The following is a 20983-nucleotide window of genomic DNA, read 5'->3' as shown; positions in this document are numbered from 1 at the left end:
TGCGGGTTTCTCGCGTCCCGCCTCTCGAGGCCTCGACGTCCCCCGCGCGCGGCACGAGAATCACTCCAGTGAGCCGCCTTGCCGTCTTCTGGCTTTCTTCTCTCGCCGTCCTCGCCGCCGGATGCCATCCAGGCGGCGGATCGCGCAACGACGACGGGTTCCCGGCCCGCCTGGCGCGCGGCTGCCGGAGCGAGCCCGACTGCCTCGTGCTGGAGCTCGAGGCGCAGGCCCGCGTCGACCAGTGCGCGTCGTTCTGCGAGGGCGCCGAGGCCGACCTGCGGGCCGCGAGCGCCCTCGTCGCCCGCTACCGGCAGGAGCGCGAGGCGCGCCAGGCGCGGATCGAGGCGCAGCGGCAGGCCGTCGAGGCCGCCGAGGCCGAGCGCCGCAGCGCCGAGATCGAGGCCGCCGAGGAGGCGCGCCGGCAGGAGGAGGCGGCTCACGCGGCCGAGCTCGATCTCGCCGCGAGCGAGCTCGCGTGCGCCCAGCAGGGCGACGCCGCGGCCTGCGACGCCCTCCTCCGCTACCTCGCCGGCGCCGCCCCGCGCGACGAGCGCGCGGCCCAGGTGCGCGCGTCGCTCGTGAAGGGCCGCCGGCGGATCGCCGAGCGCGAGGCCGCGAGGGCCGCCGAGGAGCAGCGCGAGGCCGGAGGCACGCCCGTCCCCGCGCGACCGGGCGGCGGGCGAGCTGCGCCGGCGCGACCGCGGCCGGCGTCCGAGGGCCGCGTCTGCTGCTGCGACGGCACGCTGTCGCCGACCTGCACCTACGTGAAGCGGGGTTGCTGCTCCCACCACGGCGGCGTCTGCGCGTGCCCCTAGTCGCGGGTCAGACATCCTTCCGCACGTCGATGAAACCGCCAGGACATGGCTGGAGACGCGCGCCCAGGCAATGTGGGTAGTGCGCTCGGTGGCCATATCGTCATGGCATTCGTTTTGATTTGAATTTATAACGCCACATCTATGCATGGTATACCGATCTACCAGGTGGATGCGTTCACGAGCTGTCTGTTCGCGGGAAACCCGGCTGCGGTGATGCTGATGGATCGCTTTTTGGATGATTCACTGTTGCGGAACATCGCCGCCGAGAACAACCTGGCCGAGACGGCGTTTCTGGTCCCTGACGGGGAGCGTTATCGTCTGCGCTGGTTCACGCCGACGACGGAGGTGCCGCTTTGCGGCCATGCGACCCTGGCGAGCGCGGCGGTCGTCATGGAGCGCTTGGAGCCCGGCCGTACCGAGGTGATCTTCGAATCGGCCAGCGGACCTTTGACGGTGCGGCGGACGCAGACCGGTTATGTCATGAATTTCCCGTCTCGACCGTCTGTTCCGACGACGCCGCCGCCCAACCTGGCCGAAGCGCTCGGCGCTGCTCCGGTCGAGGTGCTCACCGATACCTTCAATTACATCGCGGTATTGGAGGATGCGCAGGCCGTGCGCGCGCTGTCTCCGGACATCGCCGCGATTGCGCGCATGGACCGCGCAGGGGTCGTTGTGACCGCGCCGGGAGACGCGTCGTACGATTTCGTCAGCCGCTACTTCGCGCCGGCCAAGGGGATCCCGGAAGATCCCGTCACAGGCGGCGCGCATTGTGCGCTGACGCCTTATTGGGCGGCGCGGCTGAACAAGACGGCATTCTTCGCGTTCCAGGCTTCCAGGCGCGGTGGAGAGCTCGTCTGCCGGCTGGTCGATGGCCGCGTCGAGCTGGAGGGCGCGTGTGTCTTTTATCTCGAAGGCAAGGTAGCGATTTGAAACCCATCACGCGCAGTTGAATTCCCTCACCGGACCCCTGGCCGGCCATCCTGACGGATGGAACCAGGCGCGCCGCTCGCACCACGGCGGCATCCGCCCTCCCAGCCCCCTCCCGCGCGCCCCGCGGCGGGCTCTGCGCTTGCCCGTGCGTGCCCGCCAACACGCGCGATCGAGGCTCTCCTGTGCGCCTGGTGTTTCCTTGATGTTCTAAGTACCGTTCTGGCGTGCCGCCGCGGGGCGGCGTCTCCGCGCTTCGTCTCTGCGCTCCCAGGAGGGTCCATGGCCGTCGCCGACTCGCAGTCCGCTCATCCCCAGAAGACCGATCATTCTCCCGAGGCCGTCGAGCGGCGGGTGGCGGACGCCCTCGCCGCGCTGTCGCTCGAGCAGAAGGTCCGCCTGCTGACGGGCGCCGACTTCTGGAGCACCTACCCCGAGCCCGCCATCGGCCTGCGCCGCATGGTCGTCTCGGACGGCCCGGTCGGCGTGCGCGGCGAGCACTGGGACGAGCGCGACCCCTCGGTGAGCCTCCCCTCCGCCACCGCCCTCGCCGCCACCTGGGACGAGACCCTGATCGAGCGCCTCGGCGCCCTCCTCGCGTCCGAGGCGCGGCGCAAGGGCGTCGACGTCGTCCTGGGGCCGACCGTCAACCTGCACCGCAGCCCGCTCGGCGGCAGGCACTTCGAGTGCTTCTCCGAGGATCCGCTGCTCACCGGCCGGATCGGCGCGGCCTACGTCCGCGGGCTGCAGGCCCACGGCGTCGGCGCCACCCCCAAGCACTACGTCGCCAACGACGCCGAGACCGAGCGGTTCACCGTCGACGTCCGCGTCGATCAGCGCACGCTGCGCGAGCTTTACCTCGCGCCGTTCGAGCGGATGATCGCCGGCGCGCGCGCGTGGCTCGTGATGGCCTCGTACAACGCGGTCAACGGGGCGACCATGACCGAGAACGCCCTGCTCGATTCGCCGCTCAAGGACGAGTGGGGCTTCGACGGCGTCGTGGTCTCGGACTGGTTCGCGACCCGCTCCACCGAGGCCGCGGGCCGCGCGGCCATGGACCTCGCCATGCCAGGGCCGGAAGGGCCGTGGGGCCAGGCGCTCGTCGCCGCCGTCCGGAGCGGCGCCGTGCCCGAGCAGGCCGTCGACGACAAGGTCCGCCGCCTGCTCCGGCTCGCCGCCCGCGTCGGCGCCCTCGAGGGCGTCGCGCCGGCCGCCCCCGCGCCGGCCCAGCTCCCCGCCGCCGACGCCGCCCGCCTCGCCCGCGAGACCGCCGCGGCCGGCATGGTGCTCGCGCGCAACCACGGCGACGCGCTCCCCCTCGACGCGGCCAGCCTCCGGCGCGTCGCCGTGATCGGCCCGAACGCCGCCGAGGGGCGGATCCAGGGCGGCGGCAGCGCCAGCGTGCACCCGCACTACGCGGTCTCGCCGCTCGACGGGCTGCGCGCCGCGCTCGGCCAGCGCGCCGAGGTGCTCCACGCCGTCGGCGCCCGCATCCACGAAGGCCTCGTGCCCGTGGCCGGAGACCAGGTGGTCGACCCCGCGACCGGCGAGAACGGCGTGCGCGTGCGGCTCCTCGACGCGAACGGCGACGTCCTGCACGAGGAGCATCGCGGCGTGGGGCGCCTCACGTTCATCGGCGATGAGCGCGCCAAGCGGGCCGCGACCATCGAGGTGACGGCGCGGTTCCGCGCCGCCGAGGCCGGCCGCTACCGGATCGGCGTGGCCGGGGTGGGCGCCTACCGCCTCACCGGCGGCGGGCAGGTCCTCCTCGACGAGGCGATCGCGCCGGACAAGGACGACCTCGCCGCGGCCCTGCTCGCCCCGCCGCACCGGGCGGCCGAGCTGACCTTTGCCGCCGGCCAGGAGCTCGACCTCGCCCTCACCCACGCGGTCCAGCCGGGCGCGGTCGCGGTGGCGTTCTCCCTCGGCGTCGAGGTCCCAGCGCCGTCCGACGAGGAGGAGCTCGCGCGCGCCGTGGAGCTCGCGCGCTCGTCCGACGTGGCGATCGTGGTCGTCGGCACCACCGAGGCGATCGAGAGCGAGGGCTTCGACCGGAGCGCGCTCGCGCTCCCCGGCCGCCAGGACGCGCTGGTCAGCGCCGTCGCGGCGGCGAACCCGCGGACGATCGTGCTGGTGAACTCGGGCGGGCCGGTGACCATGCCCTGGCGCGACGAGGTGGCCGCGGTGCTCCTCACGTGGTTCCCGGGCCAGGAGTTCGGGAGCGCCGCCGCCGACGTGCTGCTCGGCGCCGTGGAGCCCGGCGGCCGCCTGCCCACGACGTGGCCGTCGCGCCAGGAGGACGTGCCCGTGCTGTCGACGAAGCCCGAGAACGGCAAGCTGATCTACGCCGAGGGGCTGAACGTCGGGTACCGGGCCTGGGCCCGCGCCGGCGTCGCCCCGGCCTACCCGTTCGGGCACGGCCTGGGCTACACGCGCTGGGAGATCCTCGGGATCGACGCGCCGCCGAGCGTCGCCGCGGGCGAGGCGGTCGAGGCGCGGGTGCAGGTGCGCAACGTCGGGCCCCGGCGCGGTCGCCACGTGGTCCAGCTCTACCTGTCGCGGCCGGGCTCCGAGGTCGAGCGCCCCGTGCTCTGGCTGGCCGGCTTCGCCTCCGTCGAGGCCGAGCCCGATCAGACGGTCGAGGTCGCCGTCACCGTCGAGCCGCGGGCCTTCGCGCACTGGGCGGCGGGCCGCTGGCAGGTCGAGCCCGGCGTGTTCACGCTGCACGCGGGGCACTCGGCCACCGTCCTGACGCGGCAGACCGCGGTGAACGTGGACGCCTGAGCGCGCGCCGCCCGGCGCCCGGGGGGGCGCCCCCGGCGCCCCGGGGCGGAGCGTCGGCGGATCACCCCTCCGCGTCGTCGTCGTCGCTGGCGACCTCGTCGGTCGTCGAGCGCCGGTCGAGCCAGCGGCGGAGCTGGGTCCGGTGCACGCCCAGCGCGCGGGCCGTGCGCGCCACGTTCCCGCCCTCGCGGCGCAGCACCTCCTCGATGACCTCGTCGGCGGGCAGCGACGCCGCCCGCCGCGCCGGCCGCTCGCCGGCCGGGGGCAGCGACGACCGCCGGCCCCTGTCCGAGGGGTGCTCCGAGGTGCCCGTCTGCGCCGGGGCGAAGGCCTGCCCGGCCGAGGGCGACAGGTGCCGCGCCTGGATCACCGGGCTCTTCTCGATCTGCGCCTCCTGCGCCGCCGCGCGGATCTCCGCCATCAGCTCCCGCACGTTTCCGGGCCACGCCCGCACGAGGCACGCCTCGATGAGCGAGGCGTGGGCCACGGGCGGCGCGCCCACGTCGCCGCGCTCGCCGGCGGCGCCCGCGCTCCGCAGCGCCGCGTCCACGAGCCACGGGACCTCCTCGGGCCGCTCGTGCAGCCGCGGGATGCGGACCGCCGGCTGCGCGATGCGGAAGAAGAGATCCTCGCGGAGCTTCCCTGCGGCCACCTGCGCGCGCAGGTCCTTGTGGGTCGCCGACACGAGCGCGAAGTCCACCTGCACGGGCCGCGAGGCGCCGAGCGGGAGCACCTCCTTCGCCTCGAGCGCGCGGAGGAGCTTCGCTTGCACCCCGAGATCGAGCTCGGCCACCTCGTCGAGGAAGAGGACCCCGCCGTGGGCGGCTTGCACGTACCCCTCGGAGTCGGCCGCGGCGCCCGAGTACGCCCCCTTCCGCGCGCCGAAGAGCAGCCGCTCGGCGAGGCCGTCGGGGATGGCGGCGCAGTTCACGGCGACGAACGGCCCCCCGCGGCGCGGGCCGAGGGCGTGGAAGGCCCGCGCCGCGTGCTCCTTGCCGGTCCCGCTCTCGCCGGTGATGTGCAGCGCGGTCCCGAAGCGCGCCGCGCGATCGACCGCGTCCCACGCGCGGGCGAGGGTCGGCCCGAGGATCGTGCCCCCGGCCGTGGAGATCCCCGCCCGGAACGGCTCCACGTCGGCCTGGATCACGAACACCGACGAGCCGGTGCGCACGATGCGCAGCTCGTCGCCCGCGCGCGCGCCGGTCAGCGGGACGCCGTCGAGCGACGTTCCGTTCCGGCTATCGAGGTCTTCGACCTCCCACTGGCCCTGGTTCCAGCGCACGCGCGCGTGCCGGCGCGACATCCGCAGGTCGTCGAGGGGGACGCCCCCGACCTCGCCGCGCCCGAGCTCGAGCTCGCCGTCCTTGAGCGGGAGGACGTCGCAGCGAGGGCAGTCCACGGAGAAGACGAGCACCAGCCCAGGCGTCGGCCTCCTGGAACGCAGGCGTTCCGAGGCCGTTCCGAGCGAGTCGTCCAGGGTTGTCCTGGGTGCAGTGGTGGACTCCACGTCGCCGTCGAGTGTAGCGCGGACCCGCAGCGATGAGGAACCTCCTGAGGAGGATCGTCCTCGGGACACGTTGTCCGACAGCGTGGAGCCCTTCCTACCGGAGAGCGCCCACAGGGCACGTCGCCCGACAGCGCAGCGCTCTTCCTACCGAGGCGCGACCCGAGGGCCGGGCGTCCACCAGCAAAGGAATCTTCCTGGCGAGGTCGCGCGGAGGCTGCTACCCCCGCCGGCGCTTCGACGCGCGCCGTCGGGGGACCTGCCCGGTCGCCGGTGATGAGGAGTCGCGGGCAGCGCGTCCTCGCCGGGATCGCGTCGATGAGCCCGGGATCGAAGCCTGGCGGAGGACCGGGGAGGGGCCTCGCTCCCTCTTGCAATGCTCCGGTGCAAATTGCCCCAGCGTGACCGATGCGCGTGCCCGATTCCCCGTGAAAAATAAGGATTCTTGCTTTATTTGCCGCGAAAGGTCGCGGCTCTGGGCCGAGCTCGCCGCGGGGGGCGCGGGCGAGGGGGCATTGGCCGGGGATTTCGTCGCTGCAGCGACGGCTGAGGCCGGGGAGCGGGGGATGGTTCGCCGCTTGCTTTCGTGGATGTCGACCCATGAACGGCGAGCACCACGTCCCCGGCCAGAGCAGAGCGTTCGCCCGAAGAGGCGATGCGAGCACGGGGGGTGTCTCGTCCTGCGTCCGAGGGCTGCCGAAGCGGGAGCGCGCCGTGGGCGAGGTCCTCGCCGGCAAGTACCAGATCGTGGGCCGGCTGGGCGCCGGCGGCATGGGCACCGTGTGGCGGGCGCGCAGCTTGTGGCTCGACGTCGACGTGGCGATCAAGGTGCTCCACGAGGAGCAGTTCGACGCGCACGCCGCAGAGCGCCTGCTCCGGGAGGCGCGCGCGACGGCGAGGCTCGGGCACCCGGCGATCGTGCGCGTGTTCGATTTCGGCGAGACCGACTCGGGCGAGCCGTTCCTGGTGATGGAGCTCCTCGAGGGCACGTCGCTCTCGAACTGGCTGGAGGCGAACGGCCGGATGCCGGCGGAGCAGGCGGTCCAGATGCTCTTGCCGGTGGCGTGCGCGCTCGCGGCCGCGCACGCGCAGAGCATCGTTCATCGCGACATCAAGCCTGCCAATATCCTCGTCGTCCCGGACGGCGCGGGCGGCCATGTCCCGAAGGTCGTCGACTTCGGCATTGCCAAGCTGGCCAACGCGGTGAGCCCCGCGATCACGCAACGAGGGATGATCGTCGGCAGCCCCGAGTACATGTCGCCGGAGCAGGCCGACGGCCAGCTGGAGGTCGGGGAGCAGACGGACGTCTGGGCGTTCAGCGTGGTGCTGTACGAGCTCATCACCGGCCAGCGGCCGTTCACCGGGGAGAGCCTCGGCGCGGTGATCTCGGCCATCTTCAACAAGGAGCCGGCGCCGACGACGCAGCTCGGCGCCGGCGACGAGGAGCTCTGGTCGATCCTTCGCCGGGGTCTGGCCAAGTCGCCGGCCGAGCGGTGGCCCACCATGCGGTCGCTCGGCCGCGCGCTGGCGTCCTGGGCCGTCGGGCGCGGGGTCACGGCGGACGTGGCGGGCACGTCGCTCGCGCACCAGTGGCTCGCGCGGGGGCCGGAGTCGCCGCTCACCGCGGAGCGGCCCGCGTTCGCGCCGACCGGCGTCGCCGGCGCCGTGTCGGGGGCGAAGGCGGCGGCGCCGCGCCCGCGCGGCGCAGGGAAGACGCTGGTCGCGTCGCCGGCCGCGGCGGCCACGCCTGCCGGGCGTCGGGGCGGCACCATCAAGATGTCCGAGGGCTTGCCCGCCGCTCCGATCGGGCTCGCGCCCCCGCTGCGGCTCCAGAAGGCGCTGCTGGTCGGGGTGCTCGTCGCCTTCGTCGCGCCGGTGGTCGTCGTGATGGGCCTGAACCTGCGGGGCGGGAGCGCGAGCGCGGGCGCCGCGCAACCGGCGGTCGCGGCCGCAGCGCCGGTCCTCGAGCCGGGCGCCGCCTTGGCGTTGCCGGGGGCGACCCCGGCCGCGCCTCCGGCCGACGTCGTGCCCGCCGAGGGCGGGGGGCCGCGCGCGAGCGCCCTCGAGACGGCCGCGCGGGGCGCGCCGGCAGGCAAGCCGACCGCGAAGCCGGCCGAGTCGGCCGATCCGTGGGACGATCCGGCCGATCCTTGGGGCGAGCTGGCCGACCCGTGGGACGAGATCGAGCCGTCCTCGGCGCCGGCCGAGCCGCCCGCCCAGCGCGTCGAGGCGCGCCCGCAGCGGGACGAGGCGCGGCGGCAGCGGCCCGAGCCGCGCGCGCAGCGGGCCGAGCCGTCGCGTCCGGCGCCTGCGTCCACGTCCATGCCGCTGCCGGCGGCGCCCGATTTCTGAGGTGGTCATGCGCAATCGTGGGGTGAAATTCCGCGCCGTTCGCGCCTCGGGCGACCTGCTGCTCCTCCTGGCCGCGCTCGCGTTGGCGCCGCTTGGATCGGGCGGCTGCTCCGCGCTGATCGGCGCCGAGCTGTCCGACAAGGACGAAGCGGCCGAGGACGCCGTGGGGCGAGAGGATCAGGTCGGCGACGGGGGCGGCGGTGGCGATCTCAGCCGGAGCAGCGGCACGAGCGGGAGCACCGGCGGCCCGGAGGGCGCGACGAGCAGCGCCAGCGGCGGCGAGGGCGCGAGCGGCGGCGGCGCGGGCGCGACCAGCGCGGCGAGCGGGGGCGGCGCGGGCGCGACGACCAGCGCGGCCGGCGGGGGCGGCGCGGGCGCGACGACCAGCGCGGCCGGCGGGGGCGGCGCGGGCGCGACGACCAGCGCGGCGAGCGGGGGCGGCGCGGGCGCGACGACCAGCGCGGCGAGCGGGGGCGGCGCGGGCGCGACGACCAGCGCGGCGAGCGGGGGCGGCGCAAGCAGCGGCGGCGGCGAGAGCGCGAGCAGCGGGAGCGGCGCGGGCGCGAGCAGCGGCGGCCCGAGCCCGAGCGGCGGCGGCCCGAGCGAAAGCAGCGGCGGCCCGAGCCCGAGCGGCGGCGGCCCGGGCGAAAGCAGCGCAAGCGGCGGCGGCGAGAGCGCGAGCATCGGGAGCGGCGGCGCTGGCGGTGCGAGCAGCGGGAGCGGCGAGGGAGGCGGCGAGAGCAGCAGCTCGGGCGGCGAAGCGCACTGCAACGCCCATTTCGCCGATTGCGACGGGGACCCGGCGCACCATTGCGAGACCAACCTTTGGAACAACCGCAATCACTGCGGCGCTTGCGACAACCGATGTCCGCACGGCAAGCACTGCCGGGAGGGGGAGTGTCAATGAGGACGCATTCTCCTGCTCGATCCAGGCGGACGCTCGTCTCCGTCGCCGCGGCGCTGCTCCTCGCCGCGGCCCCGCTCCCCGCGGCGGCGCAGGGCAAGGGGGATGTGGCAGCGGCGCGCGTGCTGTTCGTCCAGGGGGCGAAGTTCGCCCGCGAGGGGCGCTGGGAGGAGGCGCGGGCGCTGTACGCCCGGTCGCTGGAGATCAAGGCCACGCCCCTCACGCGGTACAGCCTCGGCGTCGCGCAGAAGGAGACGGGGCGCCTCGTCGACGCGCTCGCCAGCTTTCGCGCTTTCCTGGCCGAGCCGGCGACGCCGACGACCGAGCCCTACGTCGGTCCGGCGCGCGAGGCCGTGGCGAAGCTCGAAAAGCGCATCGGCCGGGCGACCCTCGCCGTCGAGCCGGGCAAGGTCGACGGGCTGGCCTTGGCGCTGGACGGCAAGCCGGTGCGCGCGGCGCCGGGCCAGGTGCTCGAGCTCGACCCGGGCGACCACGAGGTCGTGGCGACCGCTCCGGGGTACCGCGCCGCGGCGGCCCGGTTCAGCGTCGCCGCCGGCGGCTCGGTCGAGGTCCCGCTCGCGCTCGCGCCGGCCGCGGCCTCGCGGGCCTCGGCCGCCGGGGGCGGTCTGCCTCCCCTGGCCGAAGCTTCCGAGGGGCCGAGCCGGACGCTCCCGGTCGTCGTGATGGGCGTGGGCGGCGCGCTCTTCGCCGGGGGCGCGGTCCTCGGCCTCTCCGGCTTGAAGCAGGCGAGCGACGCGCGATCGGGCACGGGCTCGGACGCGAGCTCGGCGCGGGCCAAGGGGATCGTCGGCGACGTGCTCGGCGGCGTCGGCATCGCGACCGTCGGCGTGGGGCTCTACTTGCTGCTCAACGAGTCAGCGCCGAGCCCCCCCAAGGCGGGCTCCGTGACCCCGTGGCTGAGCGCGTCGGGCGCGGGCGTCGAAATGCGGCTCTGATCCGCATCGCCCCGCGCCGCGGGGCCGCTCGCGCTGCTCTCTTCCTTCCTCCTCGGTGCCCTCTGCGCCTCTGTGTTTCTTCTCTTCTTCTCACGCCAGAAGACGCGTCCCCGGCGCGCCTGTCCGTGGTCCGTTGCCGCGCGCAATGCCCGAGCGTCGGAATCGTGCGTAATCGTGCGTAAGGTGCGCAAGCCATTGCCCGGCTCCTCTGCGGCGCATTCGACGGGCGGTGCTCGATTCTTGTTTTGTGGGATCGTTCTGCGTAGCCTGTCCTCGGCGAGATCGAATCAGCGGTCGCCGAGCGAATGTTTCGAGCGGTGCGCCATCGAGCGGACTCGCTGCTGGAGGGTAGGGGGTATGAAGAATTTCCTGGCACGGGGCGTGTCCCGTTCCGTCCGTGGGGGGCGCCCGGGCGGCCTGGCGCCTGACGTAGCTCGTGCGCGCAAGCCGTCGCGGCACATCGTCGTCGCGCTGGCGGCGATGACGGTCGTTCTGTTCGCGGCCGAAGCCTGGGCTTCGGGCACGTGGACCAAGCGGGTCACGTCCGGTCCGGCGCCGACGGAGCGCTCGACCCCCGCGGTCGCCGCGATCGGCGACGCCGTTTACCTGTTCGGCGGCATGAAAGACGACTTCTCGACCTTCGAGAACACCTTCTACAACGATCTCTATCGATTCGACACCGCGCTCGATTCCTGGGAGCTGCTCGATCCGGCGGGGGATCTGCCGCCTCCGCGCGTGTTCGCCGGCGCGGCGGCCGACGAGTGCAATGGCGTCATGCTGGTGTTCGGCGGGGCGACGTACAGCCCCGACTTCTCCGATTTCGTGGCCCACGACGACCTCTGGGCTTACGACGCCGACGCGGACGCCTGGATCGAGATCCACCCCGAGAACGCCGGGCCGGTCGGCCGTTCCCGCCCGAACGTCTGGTTCGCCGGCGGGAAGCTGTATGTCTTCGGCGGAGTGACCAGCGCCTTCGAGTTCATGAACGATCTCTGGGCGTACGATCTGGGGTCGAACCGGTGGAAGGAGCTCGTGCCCGCCGGCGCTCCCGGCTCGCCGCGCGGCCGGCACGAGGCGATGGCGGGGACGGCGCCGATCCGGGGCAAGCTGACGCTGTACGGCGGCGAGACGATGGGCGCGGCTGGCTTCGAGATGCTGGACGATACCTGGGAGTTCGATCTGCGCACCCGCCGGTGGACCGAGGTGACGCCGCGCGCGCGGCGCGACATCACGCCGCCGCGCAACTACGGCGCCGCGGCCGTCATCGGCTGGGACCTGTACCTGCAAGGAGGCGACGTGTCGGGCGGCTCGTCGGGGTGCGGCGCGCCGTTCGAGCAGAACCCCATCGAGGAGCTCTGGCGGTACAGCGCGATCCAGCGGAAGTGGACCAAGCTGTCGCCGGGCGGCGATCCGCTGGTCAGGCTGAAGCGACATGTCGCCGCGGAGGTGAACGGCACCATGTACCTGTTCTCGGGGTGGGATTTCGCCTGCGACGGCGGTGTGGGCCCCGGTCAGCTCTGGAACCGCGACGTCTATTCGTTCGATCCCTGAGCGGGGCAGGCGACCGCCACGCCGCCGGCGGCGGGCGCGCCGCGCTACCCGGCCGCGGCGCGGACATGGTACTGCGCCCTCATGCGCTCGCTCGCGATGGTGCTGTCCCTGGCCGCGCTCCTGGCCGCGGGCGCGCCCGCTTCGGCCAGCGGCGACGGCGCCGGCCATCCCTCGGCAGAAGCGCCCCCCGCGGACGCGCCCTCGGCGGACGCGCCCCCCGCGGACGCGCCCTCGGCGGACGCGCCCCCCGGGGACGCGCCTGCGCCGCCGCAGGCCGCGGCGGCGGCGCGGTGGTGCGCGCCGGAGCTCGCCGCGCTGCCCGGCGAGGTGTGCGCCTTCCTGCCGGCCAAAGCAGCGCCGGGCCCCCGCGTGCTCGTGATCTACCTGCACGGCGTCGTTCAGCCCGATTCAGGGTGGCAGTGGGCGCAACAGCGGGGCGCCGCGCGGGCCGGCGCACGGCACGGCGTCGCCGTGATGATGCCGCGCGGCCGCAGGGGGATCGGTCCGAAGACGATGGAAGACTGGTGGTGCTGGCCCACCGCCACCGCGGCGCAGGCGACCCACGAGGACGCGCTGCTCGCCGAGTGGGACGCGGCGCGCGCGGAGCTCGAGCGGCGCGCGGGCGCGCGCTTCGACCGGGTGCTCGTGTTCGGCTTCTCGAACGGCGCGTACTACGCGACGTCGCTGGCGATGCGCGGGCGGCTGCCGGTCGACGGCTACGCGGCGTTCGCGGGCGGCTCGGGCGCGCGCTACCTGGAGCGGGCGGGCGCGCAGACCAAGGCGCGCGCGCCGATCTTCGTCGGCTGGGGCGGCAAGGACCCGGCGCACCGGGACCAGGTCGCGCTCGCGAAGATGCTCCGCCGGCTGAAGTGGCCTTCGAGGTCGCTCGGCAAGCCGCGCGCGGGGCACGCGATGACCGACGATCAGGTCGACCAGGCGTTCGCCTTCCTGAGCGGCAAGCGAGGCGGCGCCACGGCGCCCAGCAGGGGGCGCGGCGCTCGAGCGCGCTGACGGACGCGCAGGCCGCCGTCGGGCCCGGGGCCGCTCGAGCGCGCCCACGGCGCAGGCGGGCGCGATCAGCCGCCGGGCCGGCCCTGCTCCGCGGCGCTGGCCGGCGCGGGCGCCGGCGCGTCGTCGGCCGGGACCTGGAGCATCGCGTAGTCGATCGTCGTCTCGTTGCGCAGCACGGTGAGCACCACCATGTCCCCGGGCGCGCAGGCGCGCAGGTGGCTCTCCAGCCCTGCCATCGAGTGGACCGGCCGCCCGTCGACGGCGAGGATGACGTCGCCCGGCTCCAGCAGGGGGGACGTGAAGCTGCGGATATCCATGCTCGCGATCCTCACGCCGTCGCCTGCGGTCGGCTGGATCGTGAGGTGCCACGGCGCCGGGACGACGGTCGCCGTCGGCGTCGGGTTCGACGGCTTCTCCCGTCTCGCGGTCTCCGCCTGGCTCGCCGGCACGCCCGCGCGCGGCTGCGCGGCGTCAGCGCGCGAGGCGTCGGCGCGGGGCTGCGCGGTGTCTGCGGGCTGCGAGGCTTCGACGCGCGGACAGTCGCCGCGGCACGCGGCTACCGCGAGCGGGACCAGCGGGGTGAGCATGCCGGAGAGCCGCCGAGCCCACCCGCACGCGCCGCGCGCACGGAGGGGTTGATCCCGCTGCTGACTTGCATGCATGGCCCCTCGGCGCCCCCCGGCCTCCTGCCTCCCAAGATGCAAGATCCCCACCAGCGATTCTCCGCCGCGGTCCGGGCCGATGCCGGAAATCAGGGAGAGGTTCGCCTGCGGCGCGCCGCGATCACGCCCGGGCGAGCCGTGGCGCCGGAACGAAGTGCGCGGGGAACACCCGCTCGAGGAACTCGTTGCGCAGGAGCCCGTCGGGATCGACGAGCTGCTTGAGCCGGACGAACTCCGGCAGCGCGTGCGCGTACATCGCCTGGAGGTGCTCCGCTGTCGCGTGGACGTTCTTGACCAGGTAGACCCGGCCGCCGATCTCGAGGCTGTGCGCGCTGAGCTCGGTGAGCCGCAGGCGGATGCGGCGCACGCTCTCGTCATCGCTGCCCACGAACGCGACCGTGACCGCGAACCCGTCCGTCCCGTGGTTCGCCGAGAGGAGGAACCGGTCGCCCTGGATGTGGAGCACGTCGAGCAGCAGCGGCGGGATTCCGTCTCGGGTCGCGATCTCGTCGATCCTGTTCAGGAAACCGGCGAGCCGGCGCAGGCTGTCCTCCCGGGCGCCCGGGTCGTAGGGGATCATGAAGGTCTGCTGCGCCGTGATCATCGGCGCGCCGAGGGCCTGCCCGATGCGGTTCGCGAGGACGTTGCCATCCATGAAGAACAGATAGCCCATGAGCTCGTCGACGTTCGGGCGCGAGACGTCGAAGACGAAGCGGTCGATGATCGTCCAGACGGCCCGGCTCACGACGGACGCGCGCATCAGCCACTCGATCGGGACGCGGAGCGGGTAGTTGCGGCGATGGTTCAGCAGCGGGCGGAGCGCGTGGGACGTCCCCGCGACGTACCGCGACCGCATCACCATGCTCCTGCTGCCTTCGAGGGTGTGGAAGGCGATGGAGAAGAGCGCCTCGGGGACCCACCCGTCCTCGGCCGCGCTCCCTCCCTCCTCGGGCAGGAGCTGCTCGGCGCGCGGGAGGAGCGCCGCGGCGAGCTCCTCGAGCGATCCGCAGCGCGTCGCCTCGGTGACGACGCGGATCGGGGTGCCCGCCGGGGCGACGCGCGCGACGCGGTACGTGACGTCGATCACCGCGCCGAGGTAGCCGAGGCCGCCGATCACCGCGTGGAACAGCGCGCTCGTCCCCTCGTCGCGGCCGAGGGAGAGCAGCTCCCCGTCGAGGGTGAGGAGCGTCAGCCGCTCGACATAGTGCCCTTCCTTGCCGCCGGTGCTCGAGAAGCGAGAGAGGCAGTCTCCGGAGACCGTGCCTCCAGCGGTCGCGTGGCTCGTCGAGACCACCGTGTACGGCACGAGCCCGCGGGCGGCGAGCTCGCGCACGATCGCTCCCCACGTGGCGCCGGCGCCCACGGTCATCCGCGCCCCCTCCTCGTCGATCTCGATGGAGGTGAAGCGCGTCATCGAGATCACGATGTCGTCGTTCAGCGCCTGCCCGTCGAACGACTGCCCCCCGGCGCGGAACGTGATCCTGCGCCCCGTCCGCTTCGCCATGTGGAAGAGCACCCGGAGCTCCTCGATCGAGGCTGGCGTGTACAGGTCTCCGCACGACTGCTGCAGCCCGCTGTAGCCCTGGAGCAGGCAGAGCGGCTTTCGAGGGATCTCATCGAGCCGCGGCGGCGGCGGCGCGCCCCCGACATAGGCGAGGCCAGCGTCCCCGGCCCCTCGCGCGGCTCGCCGGGGCGATCCGCTGTCGAATCGAGCGACCACGATCAACCCGAGGAGGGAGGGAGGGGGGCCTTGTCCATCGCATCGACCGTATCGAGGGCTGGGCGCATCGCGCGCAGCGTCGCTCGTAACGGGTCACGCGGGCAAATTCACGCCCGGACGAGGAAAGAGGGAGGGGGAAGGCCGGAGCCGAGACCGAAAGACGTGGACGGAGACCGAGGACCGTGTCTCCGTCCCTGCTCAGAACCGCTCTACAAGCCGCGGATCTCGACCTGGATATTCCGCCGGGCCGCCGTCTGCTGGAACCGGCGGATCAGCTCCGCGACGTCGTGGTCGACGTAGGACGCTCCCTGGGCGTCGACCACCACGTGGGTGTCGCTCGGCAGCCGCTCGAACAGCGCCACGAGCTTGCCCTGCGTGAAGAAGTAGGCCGCCTTGTTGAACCGGATCGTCACCCGCGCCCCCTCGTGGATCACGTCGAAGACCCGGGACATCTGCGTCCTCAGCACGAAGAGGACGCCGACCGCGAGGCCGATCGCGATGCCCTTCAGGAGATCGGTCAGCACGATGGCCACGATCGTCACGACGAACGGGATGAAATGGTTCCACCCGAGCTTGCGCATCTCCGCGAAGATCGCGGGCTTGGCCAGCTTGTAGCCGGTGACGAGCAGGATCGTCGCGAGGCACGCGAGCGGGATGTGCGAGAGCAGCCCTGCGGCGAAGACCACCGCGAGCAGGAGCAGCGCGCCGTGCGTGAAGGCGGAGACCCGCGTGCGCGCGCCGGCGTTGGTGTTGGCGCTGCTCCGGACGATGACCGACGTGACCGGGAGACCCCCGGCGAACCCGGAGAGCATGTTGGCGACGCCCTGCGCGACGAGCTCCCGGTTCGGCGGCGACTTGCGGTGCCACGGGTCGATCCGGTCCACCGCCTCCAGGTTGAGCAGCGTCTCGAGGCTGGCCACGATCGCCAGGGTCACGCCCAGCACCCAGACCTCGGGCCGCGCGATCGCGGACCAGTCCGGCAGCTGGAGCGCGCTGGTCAGGTCGCCGGTGGGCAGCGTCACGAGGTGCTTCTGCTCCAGGGCGAGCGACGGGGCCGCCACCTTGAAGAGCTCGTTGCCGAGCGTGGCGACGAGCACGGCGGCGAGCGGCGCGGGCAGCCAGGAGATCTTCGCGAGGCGCGTCTTCTCCCACCCGACGAGGATGGCCAGGCAGACGGCGCTGATGAGGAACGCGCCCCACTCGATCGCCTGCGGCGCCTGCGCCAGCATCGTAAAGGTGTTGCCGCCCTCGGCCTTGAACGACTCGGAGGCGAAGTTGTCCTTGTCGAACCCGATGGCGTGGGGGAGCTGCTTCAGGATGAGCAGGACGCCGATCGCCGCGAGCATCCCCTTGATGACCGACGAGGGGAAGAAGTGGCTGATCGCGCCGGCCCTGAGCACGCCGAGCCCGAGCTGCAGCGCGCCGCCGATGACCACGGCCAGCGCGAACGCCTGGAAGCTCTGCAGGCTGGTGATGCCCGCGAGCACGATGGCCGCGAGCCCCGCCGCCGGGCCGCTCACGCTGAGCTGAGCGCGGCTGATCAGCGGGATGACGAGGCCGCCCACGATGCCGGCGACGATGCCGGACAGGAGGGGGGCCCCGGACGCGAGCGCGATGCCCAGGCAGAGCGGCAGGGCAACGAGAAAGACGACGACGCCCGCGGGGATGTCGTACTTGAGGTTCCCGGTGAGGCGCGAATCCAGCGGCGGCGTGCTGTCGCCGTGCGCCTCCCCCCGGGGCGCGGCTGCGCCTTCTGCTCCAGGGGCGCGAGCACCCATGTGCTCCGACCCGGCGCTGGCTTGGATGGCATTTTGAAGCTGCATCGAAAGGCCCTCTCTTCCAGTAAGTCTTGGGTCAGTGCCAGTGAGGCGCTCAGACCGCGCGCCGGTAGACCGTGGTCTCCGGCAGCGCGGACGGGGGCGCCGCCTCGCAGATGGGCGCGAACTGGCCGCTCGCATGCTCGAACTGGAAGACCTGACCGGTCTCGATCTTGTAGACCCAGGCGTAGAGGGAGAGCTCGCCGCGCGCGAGCCGCGCGCGGATCGTCGGGTGGGTGCGGAGGTTCTCGATCTGGGCGAGGACGTTCTCCTCGACCGTGATCGTCAGGCGGTTCTCCCCCTCGATGTGGGAATAGTTCTCCTGCACCAGGCGGCGCGTCAGCTCCGCGTGCTGGAGCCACGACTTGACCGCCGGCAGCTCGTCCAGGCCGTTGAGATCGAGCAGCCCGCGCATCGCGCCGCAGTGCGTGTGGCCGCAGACGATGATGTGCTTGATCCCGAGGTGCGCGACCGCGAATTCGATCGCCGCGGCCTCGCTGCCGTTGCTCGCGCCGTACGGCGGCACGATGTTGCCGACGTTGCGCACGATGAAGATGTCGCCCGGCTGGGTCTGCGTGATGAGGTTCGGGTTGATCCGGCTGTCCGAGCACGTGATGAACAGCGCCTCGGGGCGCTGACCCCTCGCCAGGTGCTGGAAGAGATCCTGATACGAGCCGCAGATATCAGTCTGGAACTTGTGCAACCCGTCAGCGAGCTTCTGCATTTGAACAAACCCTCTCGTTGACCGCGCCGATCCAGCGCGGCAGTCGTCGTGAACACCTCCGGTTTCCAGCTCCTCCGCGACAGGCCGCGAGCGGCCTCGGCCACGGAGCTAGCCGATCAATTCAGGAAACGTGGTGGAGGGCGACGGACGGGAGGGTGGGGGACGGGGGAGGCGAGGCGGGCGGGCCGGAGATCGGCCACGAGGGCGACGCGAGGGCGCTTCGCGCCGTCGCCGCGTACCGAGCGCATCGCGCGAAGCCGGTGGGCCCCGGCACGGACCGACGGCTGCAGTCCAGCGAGATCAACCTGGTCGATCTCGGTGGATCCGGTCCGAAACGACCCCGAAACATCGGAGTTGCTCGCTTCGATGATGCTGATATTCCCCCGTACCAGCGTAAGCGGCGCGAGGATCAGCGCGAAGAGCAGCGCGATCCGAGGGAGGAATGACCGGAGAACCAGCATCGTTCAGGGATGGATAGAGCGTCGGGCGTTGGAACCAGGGGCGAACGCCGTCTATTCCCTAACCTGGCAGCGGGCCCGGTTCGTCGCAAGACGCCACGGCGCCATACCATGTGCGGCAAAGTGTCGCAGTCGGGGACGGACGCCTCGCTCCTGAGCCAGGTCGGCGCCCCGTCCAGATAACCGTTATAGCGACGGAATTCAACCGCTAGCCAACGCCGTCACGATGGCGTCGCGCAGGGCGACCATCTCGTGCTCTCCCGCATATTTGTGACGAGGCCAGAAGAAGCCCTTGAGACCGTCTTTCCGACGGCGCGGGACCACATGGACGTGCAAGTGGGGGACGCTCTGACTGACGCGGTTGTTGATGGCGACGAAGAAGCCGTCGGCTGAGCACGCCGACTCCACGGCGCGCGCGAGGCGCTGCGCGGTCGCGAAGAGCGGTCCGACGAGCTCTGACGGAAGGTCGGTCAGCACCTCGTGATGGGCGCGCGGGATGAGCAGGCAGTGGCCGGGGAAGAGCGGGCGGTGGTCTAGGAACGCGATCGCCTCCGGCTCGTCGAGGACGACGCAGGCCGGCGTTTCGCCCCGGGCGATACTGCAGAAGGCGCAAGGTCGAGCGGGCATGGCGGCCTCCCGGAGCGATGCCGCGCCGCCTGCCGGGCGTCAACGCCGGCCCGCGGCCAGGCGCGGCGGCGGGCTGTGCAAGGGCCGTGGCGCGGCGCGCGGCGTCGCGATCAGTGGCTCGCGAGGATCGCGTCGATCGACCCGTGACCGGCGGGCTCGCGCGTCCAGTAGTCGAGGAGCCTCCCGCCGGCCGTCATCCAGGCCCGGTCGTAGCGGCCGTCCTGCGACGTGATCCGCACGATGTGGTCGCCGCCGTGGAACGCCCAGTGCCGGCCCGTGTTGTCGAAGTGATCGATGAGCGCGCCCTGCCGCGTCTTCACGTGGAGGGCGTCGGCCGGATCGTCCCAGGTCGTGTCGACGATGAGCTCGTAGACCTGCCAGAGGTTGCCGGACGGGAGCACACCCCAGTCGACGTTGAGCCCGGAGTCGTTCGGGAGCCCGAACACGAAGCAGTGCGGCATGCGCCTCGCCGCGTGCCAGAGGTCGCCGTTGCGGCTCGGCTCGTGGTGGAGCGTCACGAGCGTGTCGCGCGCGAGGCCGAACCCGTCGCTGTCGCCCGGGCTGTCCCAGACGCGGCGGAAGAGGTGCTGGCAGAGCTGGTCGGCGCCGGCGGAGAACCCGACCGTGAGCAGGCCCCGCTGCCGGCGCTCGTGCAGGATGCGCCCGAACTTGCCGGGCTCCCCCTCGAACAGGGCGCCGAGCTGCTTGTAGCGCCAGAGCCCCGTCGTGCTGTAACCGCCGCCGAGGATCACCACCTCGGACGACCCGAGCAGATCCCAGAGCACGTCGACGTCCTCGCGCCGCAGGTTGCTGGTCCAGTAGAACGGCACGTGCTCGAGGCCGAACCGCTCGTAGAACTGGAAGAACCAGCGGAACTTGCCGTACGCGAACTCCTGCCGCTCGAGCTCGTTGCCGTCGCGGGGCGCCTCCGACATCGGCAGGAACAGGACGCGCTTGTTGTCCCGCCCGCGGAGGGCGCGCTGCGCGATGTAGTCGTTGTGGATGACGTTGCAGCGGCTGTGCGAGCTGTAGATCAGCGCGGTCCCTCTCATCAGGCCGCGCATCTCAGCGGCTCGGCGCGCCCTGCGTCAAGGGGGCGCGCGCTGCGTGTGGCGCGCTCCCTCGACGGGGGCGCGGCCGGGCGCGCTCAGCCGCGCCTCACCTGCTGCATCTTGCGCGGGACGGCGCCGGAGCGCATCAGCATCTCGAACGCCTCCTTCTCGAGCATCGGGTGCACGCCGCGCGGCGGGACGCCCATGGGGCTCTTCTTCTTCGTGATGAAGCCGCTCAGGTACTGCGGGTTGAGCGCGCTCAGGCTCCGGAGCGTGCTCTTCATCTGCTTCGTGTTGTTCGCCCACGCGTAGGCGAACGCCCGCGAGCGGAGCAGCTGCGGCTTGAGCTCGGCGAACGCGTCGTCGTTCGGATCGAACGTCTCGAGCAGCTCGACGGCCTTCGTGGCCTGCCCGGTGCGGGCCCACGCCTCGCCGACGATGGCGGCCATCATGGCGCGGATCCTCGGCTCCTTGTGGCGGGTCATGTCGATCTTGTCGACGAGCGCCCGCGCCTCGTCCGTCTCGCTCAGGATGAGGTGGATCATGCCGCGCTGCGCGCGCGCCTCGTCGGCCATGGGCGCCATCACCTTGTCGAGGTTGATGGTCTCGAGCGTCCGGAGCGCGGCGCGCGGGTCCTCCTGCATCTGGAGCTGCGCCTTCGCGAACGTCGCGGCCGCGTCGTCCTTCTTGAACTCCGTGTCGAGCTTGGCGATCGCGTCCTTGCGCGCCTCGGCGGAGTCGGCGGTCTGCACGATCTGCGCGACGGCGCGCGTCTTTGTCGCGAAGCGCAGCGCCCACAGGATGACGCCCGCGACCACGACCGTCAGGACGCCGGCGGCCACCTTCGGCCAGACCCCGGGGATCGCCAGGGCGATGGCCCAGATGATGAGCGCCGGGATGCCGACGCGGAGGGCGAGCGAGCGCGGGTTCAGCTGGGCGAGGGGGTCGGCCGGCGGCTTTCCGCTGCGGAGCGCGGCGATGGCCTGCTCGCGCTGCTGCTTGGGGCTCTGCTTCTTCGGGGTGGGTTTGCCGGGGGTCTTCATCGAAGGTCGTGGATCTGACGGGCGTTGCGGCTCCGCGGGGCGCGGGGTCTCATAGCCGGCCTGCGGGGGAGCGGCC

17 protein-coding genes are annotated in these 20983 nt (G+C 72.9%); 7 read left to right on the top strand and 10 right to left on the bottom strand.

Annotation, left to right across the window (positions count from 1 at the left end; genetic code table 11):
• Positions 1–68: 68 nt before the first annotated feature.
• The 3 genes from WMF33_RS39110 to WMF33_RS39100 all read left to right on the top strand — a co-directional run bounded on the left by WMF33_RS39110 (position 69) and on the right by WMF33_RS39100 (position 4526).
• Positions 69–815, top strand: a complete 747-nt coding sequence (locus WMF33_RS39110) for a hypothetical protein (RefSeq protein ID WP_437333382.1) — start codon at positions 69–71, stop codon at positions 813–815.
• Between the two features lie 141 nt (positions 816–956).
• The gene (locus WMF33_RS39105; protein WP_437333381.1) at positions 957–1745 is read left to right on the top strand and encodes a PhzF family phenazine biosynthesis protein; all 789 of its coding nucleotides are present in this window, start codon (positions 957–959) and stop codon (positions 1743–1745) included.
• A gap of 279 nt (positions 1746–2024) precedes the next feature.
• Entirely contained in the window at positions 2025–4526 is a 2502-nt protein-coding gene (locus WMF33_RS39100) for a beta-glucosidase (RefSeq protein WP_437333380.1), read from the top strand.
• A 61-nt stretch (positions 4527–4587) separates the two neighbouring features.
• Here the strand turns inward: WMF33_RS39100 and WMF33_RS39095 are convergent, their stop codons facing one another.
• Entirely contained in the window at positions 4588–5925 is a 1338-nt protein-coding gene (locus WMF33_RS39095; protein WP_437333379.1) for a sigma 54-interacting transcriptional regulator, read from the bottom strand.
• 819 nt (positions 5926–6744) lie between these two features.
• On the opposite strand from WMF33_RS39095, the gene WMF33_RS39090 reads away from it, so the two are divergent.
• Entirely contained in the window at positions 6745–8382 is a 1638-nt protein-coding gene (locus tag WMF33_RS39090) for a protein kinase domain-containing protein (RefSeq protein WP_437333378.1), read from the top strand.
• A gap of 177 nt (positions 8383–8559) precedes the next feature.
• Here WMF33_RS39090 and WMF33_RS39085 read toward each other — a convergent pair whose 3' ends face one another.
• Positions 8560–9153, bottom strand: coding sequence for a hypothetical protein (locus WMF33_RS39085; RefSeq protein WP_437333377.1), 594 nt, complete (start codon positions 9151–9153; stop codon positions 8560–8562).
• A 132-nt stretch (positions 9154–9285) separates the two neighbouring features.
• Between WMF33_RS39085 and WMF33_RS39080 the strand changes: the two genes are divergently transcribed.
• The 3 genes from WMF33_RS39080 to WMF33_RS39070 all read left to right on the top strand — a co-directional run bounded on the left by WMF33_RS39080 (position 9286) and on the right by WMF33_RS39070 (position 12804).
• The gene (locus tag WMF33_RS39080) at positions 9286–10242 is read left to right on the top strand and encodes a hypothetical protein (RefSeq protein ID WP_437333376.1); all 957 of its coding nucleotides are present in this window, start codon (positions 9286–9288) and stop codon (positions 10240–10242) included.
• A 480-nt stretch (positions 10243–10722) separates the two neighbouring features.
• Positions 10723–11793, top strand: a complete 1071-nt coding sequence (locus tag WMF33_RS39075) for a Kelch repeat-containing protein (protein ID WP_437333375.1) — start codon at positions 10723–10725, stop codon at positions 11791–11793.
• An 81-nt stretch (positions 11794–11874) separates the two neighbouring features.
• Complete coding sequence (locus tag WMF33_RS39070; RefSeq protein WP_437333374.1) at positions 11875–12804, top strand: alpha/beta hydrolase; 930 nt, start codon at positions 11875–11877, stop codon at positions 12802–12804.
• 65 nt (positions 12805–12869) lie between these two features.
• Here WMF33_RS39070 and WMF33_RS39065 read toward each other — a convergent pair whose 3' ends face one another.
• The 8 genes from WMF33_RS39065 to WMF33_RS39030 all read right to left on the bottom strand — a co-directional run bounded on the left by WMF33_RS39065 (position 12870) and on the right by WMF33_RS39030 (position 20907).
• Positions 12870–13391 carry a PDZ domain-containing protein gene (locus WMF33_RS39065; protein ID WP_437333373.1) on the bottom strand — a complete coding sequence of 174 codons (522 nt, stop codon included), beginning with the start codon at positions 13389–13391 and terminating at the stop codon, positions 12870–12872.
• A gap of 196 nt (positions 13392–13587) precedes the next feature.
• Positions 13588–15186 (bottom strand): FAD-binding oxidoreductase, encoded by a 1599-nt coding sequence (locus WMF33_RS39060; protein WP_437333372.1) that lies wholly within the window; start codon positions 15184–15186, stop codon positions 13588–13590.
• A gap of 209 nt (positions 15187–15395) precedes the next feature.
• On the bottom strand, positions 15396–17009 hold the full coding sequence (locus tag WMF33_RS39055) for a SulP family inorganic anion transporter (RefSeq protein ID WP_437333371.1): 1614 nt from the start codon (positions 17007–17009) through the stop codon (positions 15396–15398).
• Between the two features lie 49 nt (positions 17010–17058).
• Entirely contained in the window at positions 17059–17727 is a 669-nt protein-coding gene (locus tag WMF33_RS39050; protein ID WP_437333370.1) for a carbonic anhydrase, read from the bottom strand.
• Between the two features lie 116 nt (positions 17728–17843).
• Positions 17844–18188 (bottom strand): hypothetical protein, encoded by a 345-nt coding sequence (locus tag WMF33_RS39045; RefSeq protein ID WP_437333369.1) that lies wholly within the window; start codon positions 18186–18188, stop codon positions 17844–17846.
• 198 nt (positions 18189–18386) lie between these two features.
• Positions 18387–18812 carry an HIT family protein gene (locus WMF33_RS39040; RefSeq protein WP_437333368.1) on the bottom strand — a complete coding sequence of 142 codons (426 nt, stop codon included), beginning with the start codon at positions 18810–18812 and terminating at the stop codon, positions 18387–18389.
• Between the two features lie 110 nt (positions 18813–18922).
• Positions 18923–19864, bottom strand: coding sequence for a hypothetical protein (locus tag WMF33_RS39035; RefSeq protein WP_437333367.1), 942 nt, complete (start codon positions 19862–19864; stop codon positions 18923–18925).
• A 95-nt stretch (positions 19865–19959) separates the two neighbouring features.
• Positions 19960–20907: a hypothetical protein gene (locus WMF33_RS39030; protein ID WP_020739972.1), complete on the bottom strand. Its 948-nt coding sequence runs from the start codon at positions 20905–20907 to the stop codon at positions 19960–19962.
• Positions 20908–20983 lie beyond the last annotated feature (76 nt).

The sequence above is a fragment of the Sorangium sp. So ce394 genome (assembly GCF_051474665.1).
Taxonomy (GTDB): domain Bacteria; phylum Myxococcota_A; class Polyangia; order Polyangiales; family Polyangiaceae; genus Sorangium; species Sorangium cellulosum_D.
This window is presented reverse-complemented; position numbering and strand designations above follow the sequence as displayed.

What these genes read in the sequence shown, in the direction of transcription:
- WMF33_RS39105 (WP_437333381.1), top strand. Translation starts at nt 957, where the DNA reads ATGCATGGTATACCGATCTACCAGGTGGATGCGTTCACGAGCTGTCTG.
- WMF33_RS39050 (WP_437333370.1), bottom strand. Translation starts at nt 17,727, where the DNA reads ATGCAGAAGCTCGCTGACGGGTTGCACAAGTTCCAGACTGATATCTGC.
- WMF33_RS39070 (WP_437333374.1), top strand. Translation starts at nt 11,875, where the DNA reads ATGCGCTCGCTCGCGATGGTGCTGTCCCTGGCCGCGCTCCTGGCCGCG.
- WMF33_RS39045 (WP_437333369.1), bottom strand. Translation starts at nt 18,188, where the DNA reads ATGCTGGTTCTCCGGTCATTCCTCCCTCGGATCGCGCTGCTCTTCGCG.
- WMF33_RS39035 (WP_437333367.1), bottom strand. Translation starts at nt 19,864, where the DNA reads ATGAGAGGGACCGCGCTGATCTACAGCTCGCACAGCCGCTGCAACGTC.
- WMF33_RS39080 (WP_437333376.1), top strand. Translation starts at nt 9,286, where the DNA reads ATGAGGACGCATTCTCCTGCTCGATCCAGGCGGACGCTCGTCTCCGTC.
- WMF33_RS39055 (WP_437333371.1), bottom strand. Translation starts at nt 17,009, where the DNA reads ATGCAGCTTCAAAATGCCATCCAAGCCAGCGCCGGGTCGGAGCACATG.
- WMF33_RS39040 (WP_437333368.1), bottom strand. Translation starts at nt 18,812, where the DNA reads ATGCCCGCTCGACCTTGCGCCTTCTGCAGTATCGCCCGGGGCGAAACG.
- WMF33_RS39100 (WP_437333380.1), top strand. Translation starts at nt 2,025, where the DNA reads ATGGCCGTCGCCGACTCGCAGTCCGCTCATCCCCAGAAGACCGATCAT.
- WMF33_RS39075 (WP_437333375.1), top strand. Translation starts at nt 10,723, where the DNA reads ATGACGGTCGTTCTGTTCGCGGCCGAAGCCTGGGCTTCGGGCACGTGG.
- WMF33_RS39030 (WP_020739972.1), bottom strand. Translation starts at nt 20,907, where the DNA reads ATGAAGACCCCCGGCAAACCCACCCCGAAGAAGCAGAGCCCCAAGCAG.
- WMF33_RS39065 (WP_437333373.1), bottom strand. Translation starts at nt 13,391, where the DNA reads ATGCTCACCCCGCTGGTCCCGCTCGCGGTAGCCGCGTGCCGCGGCGAC.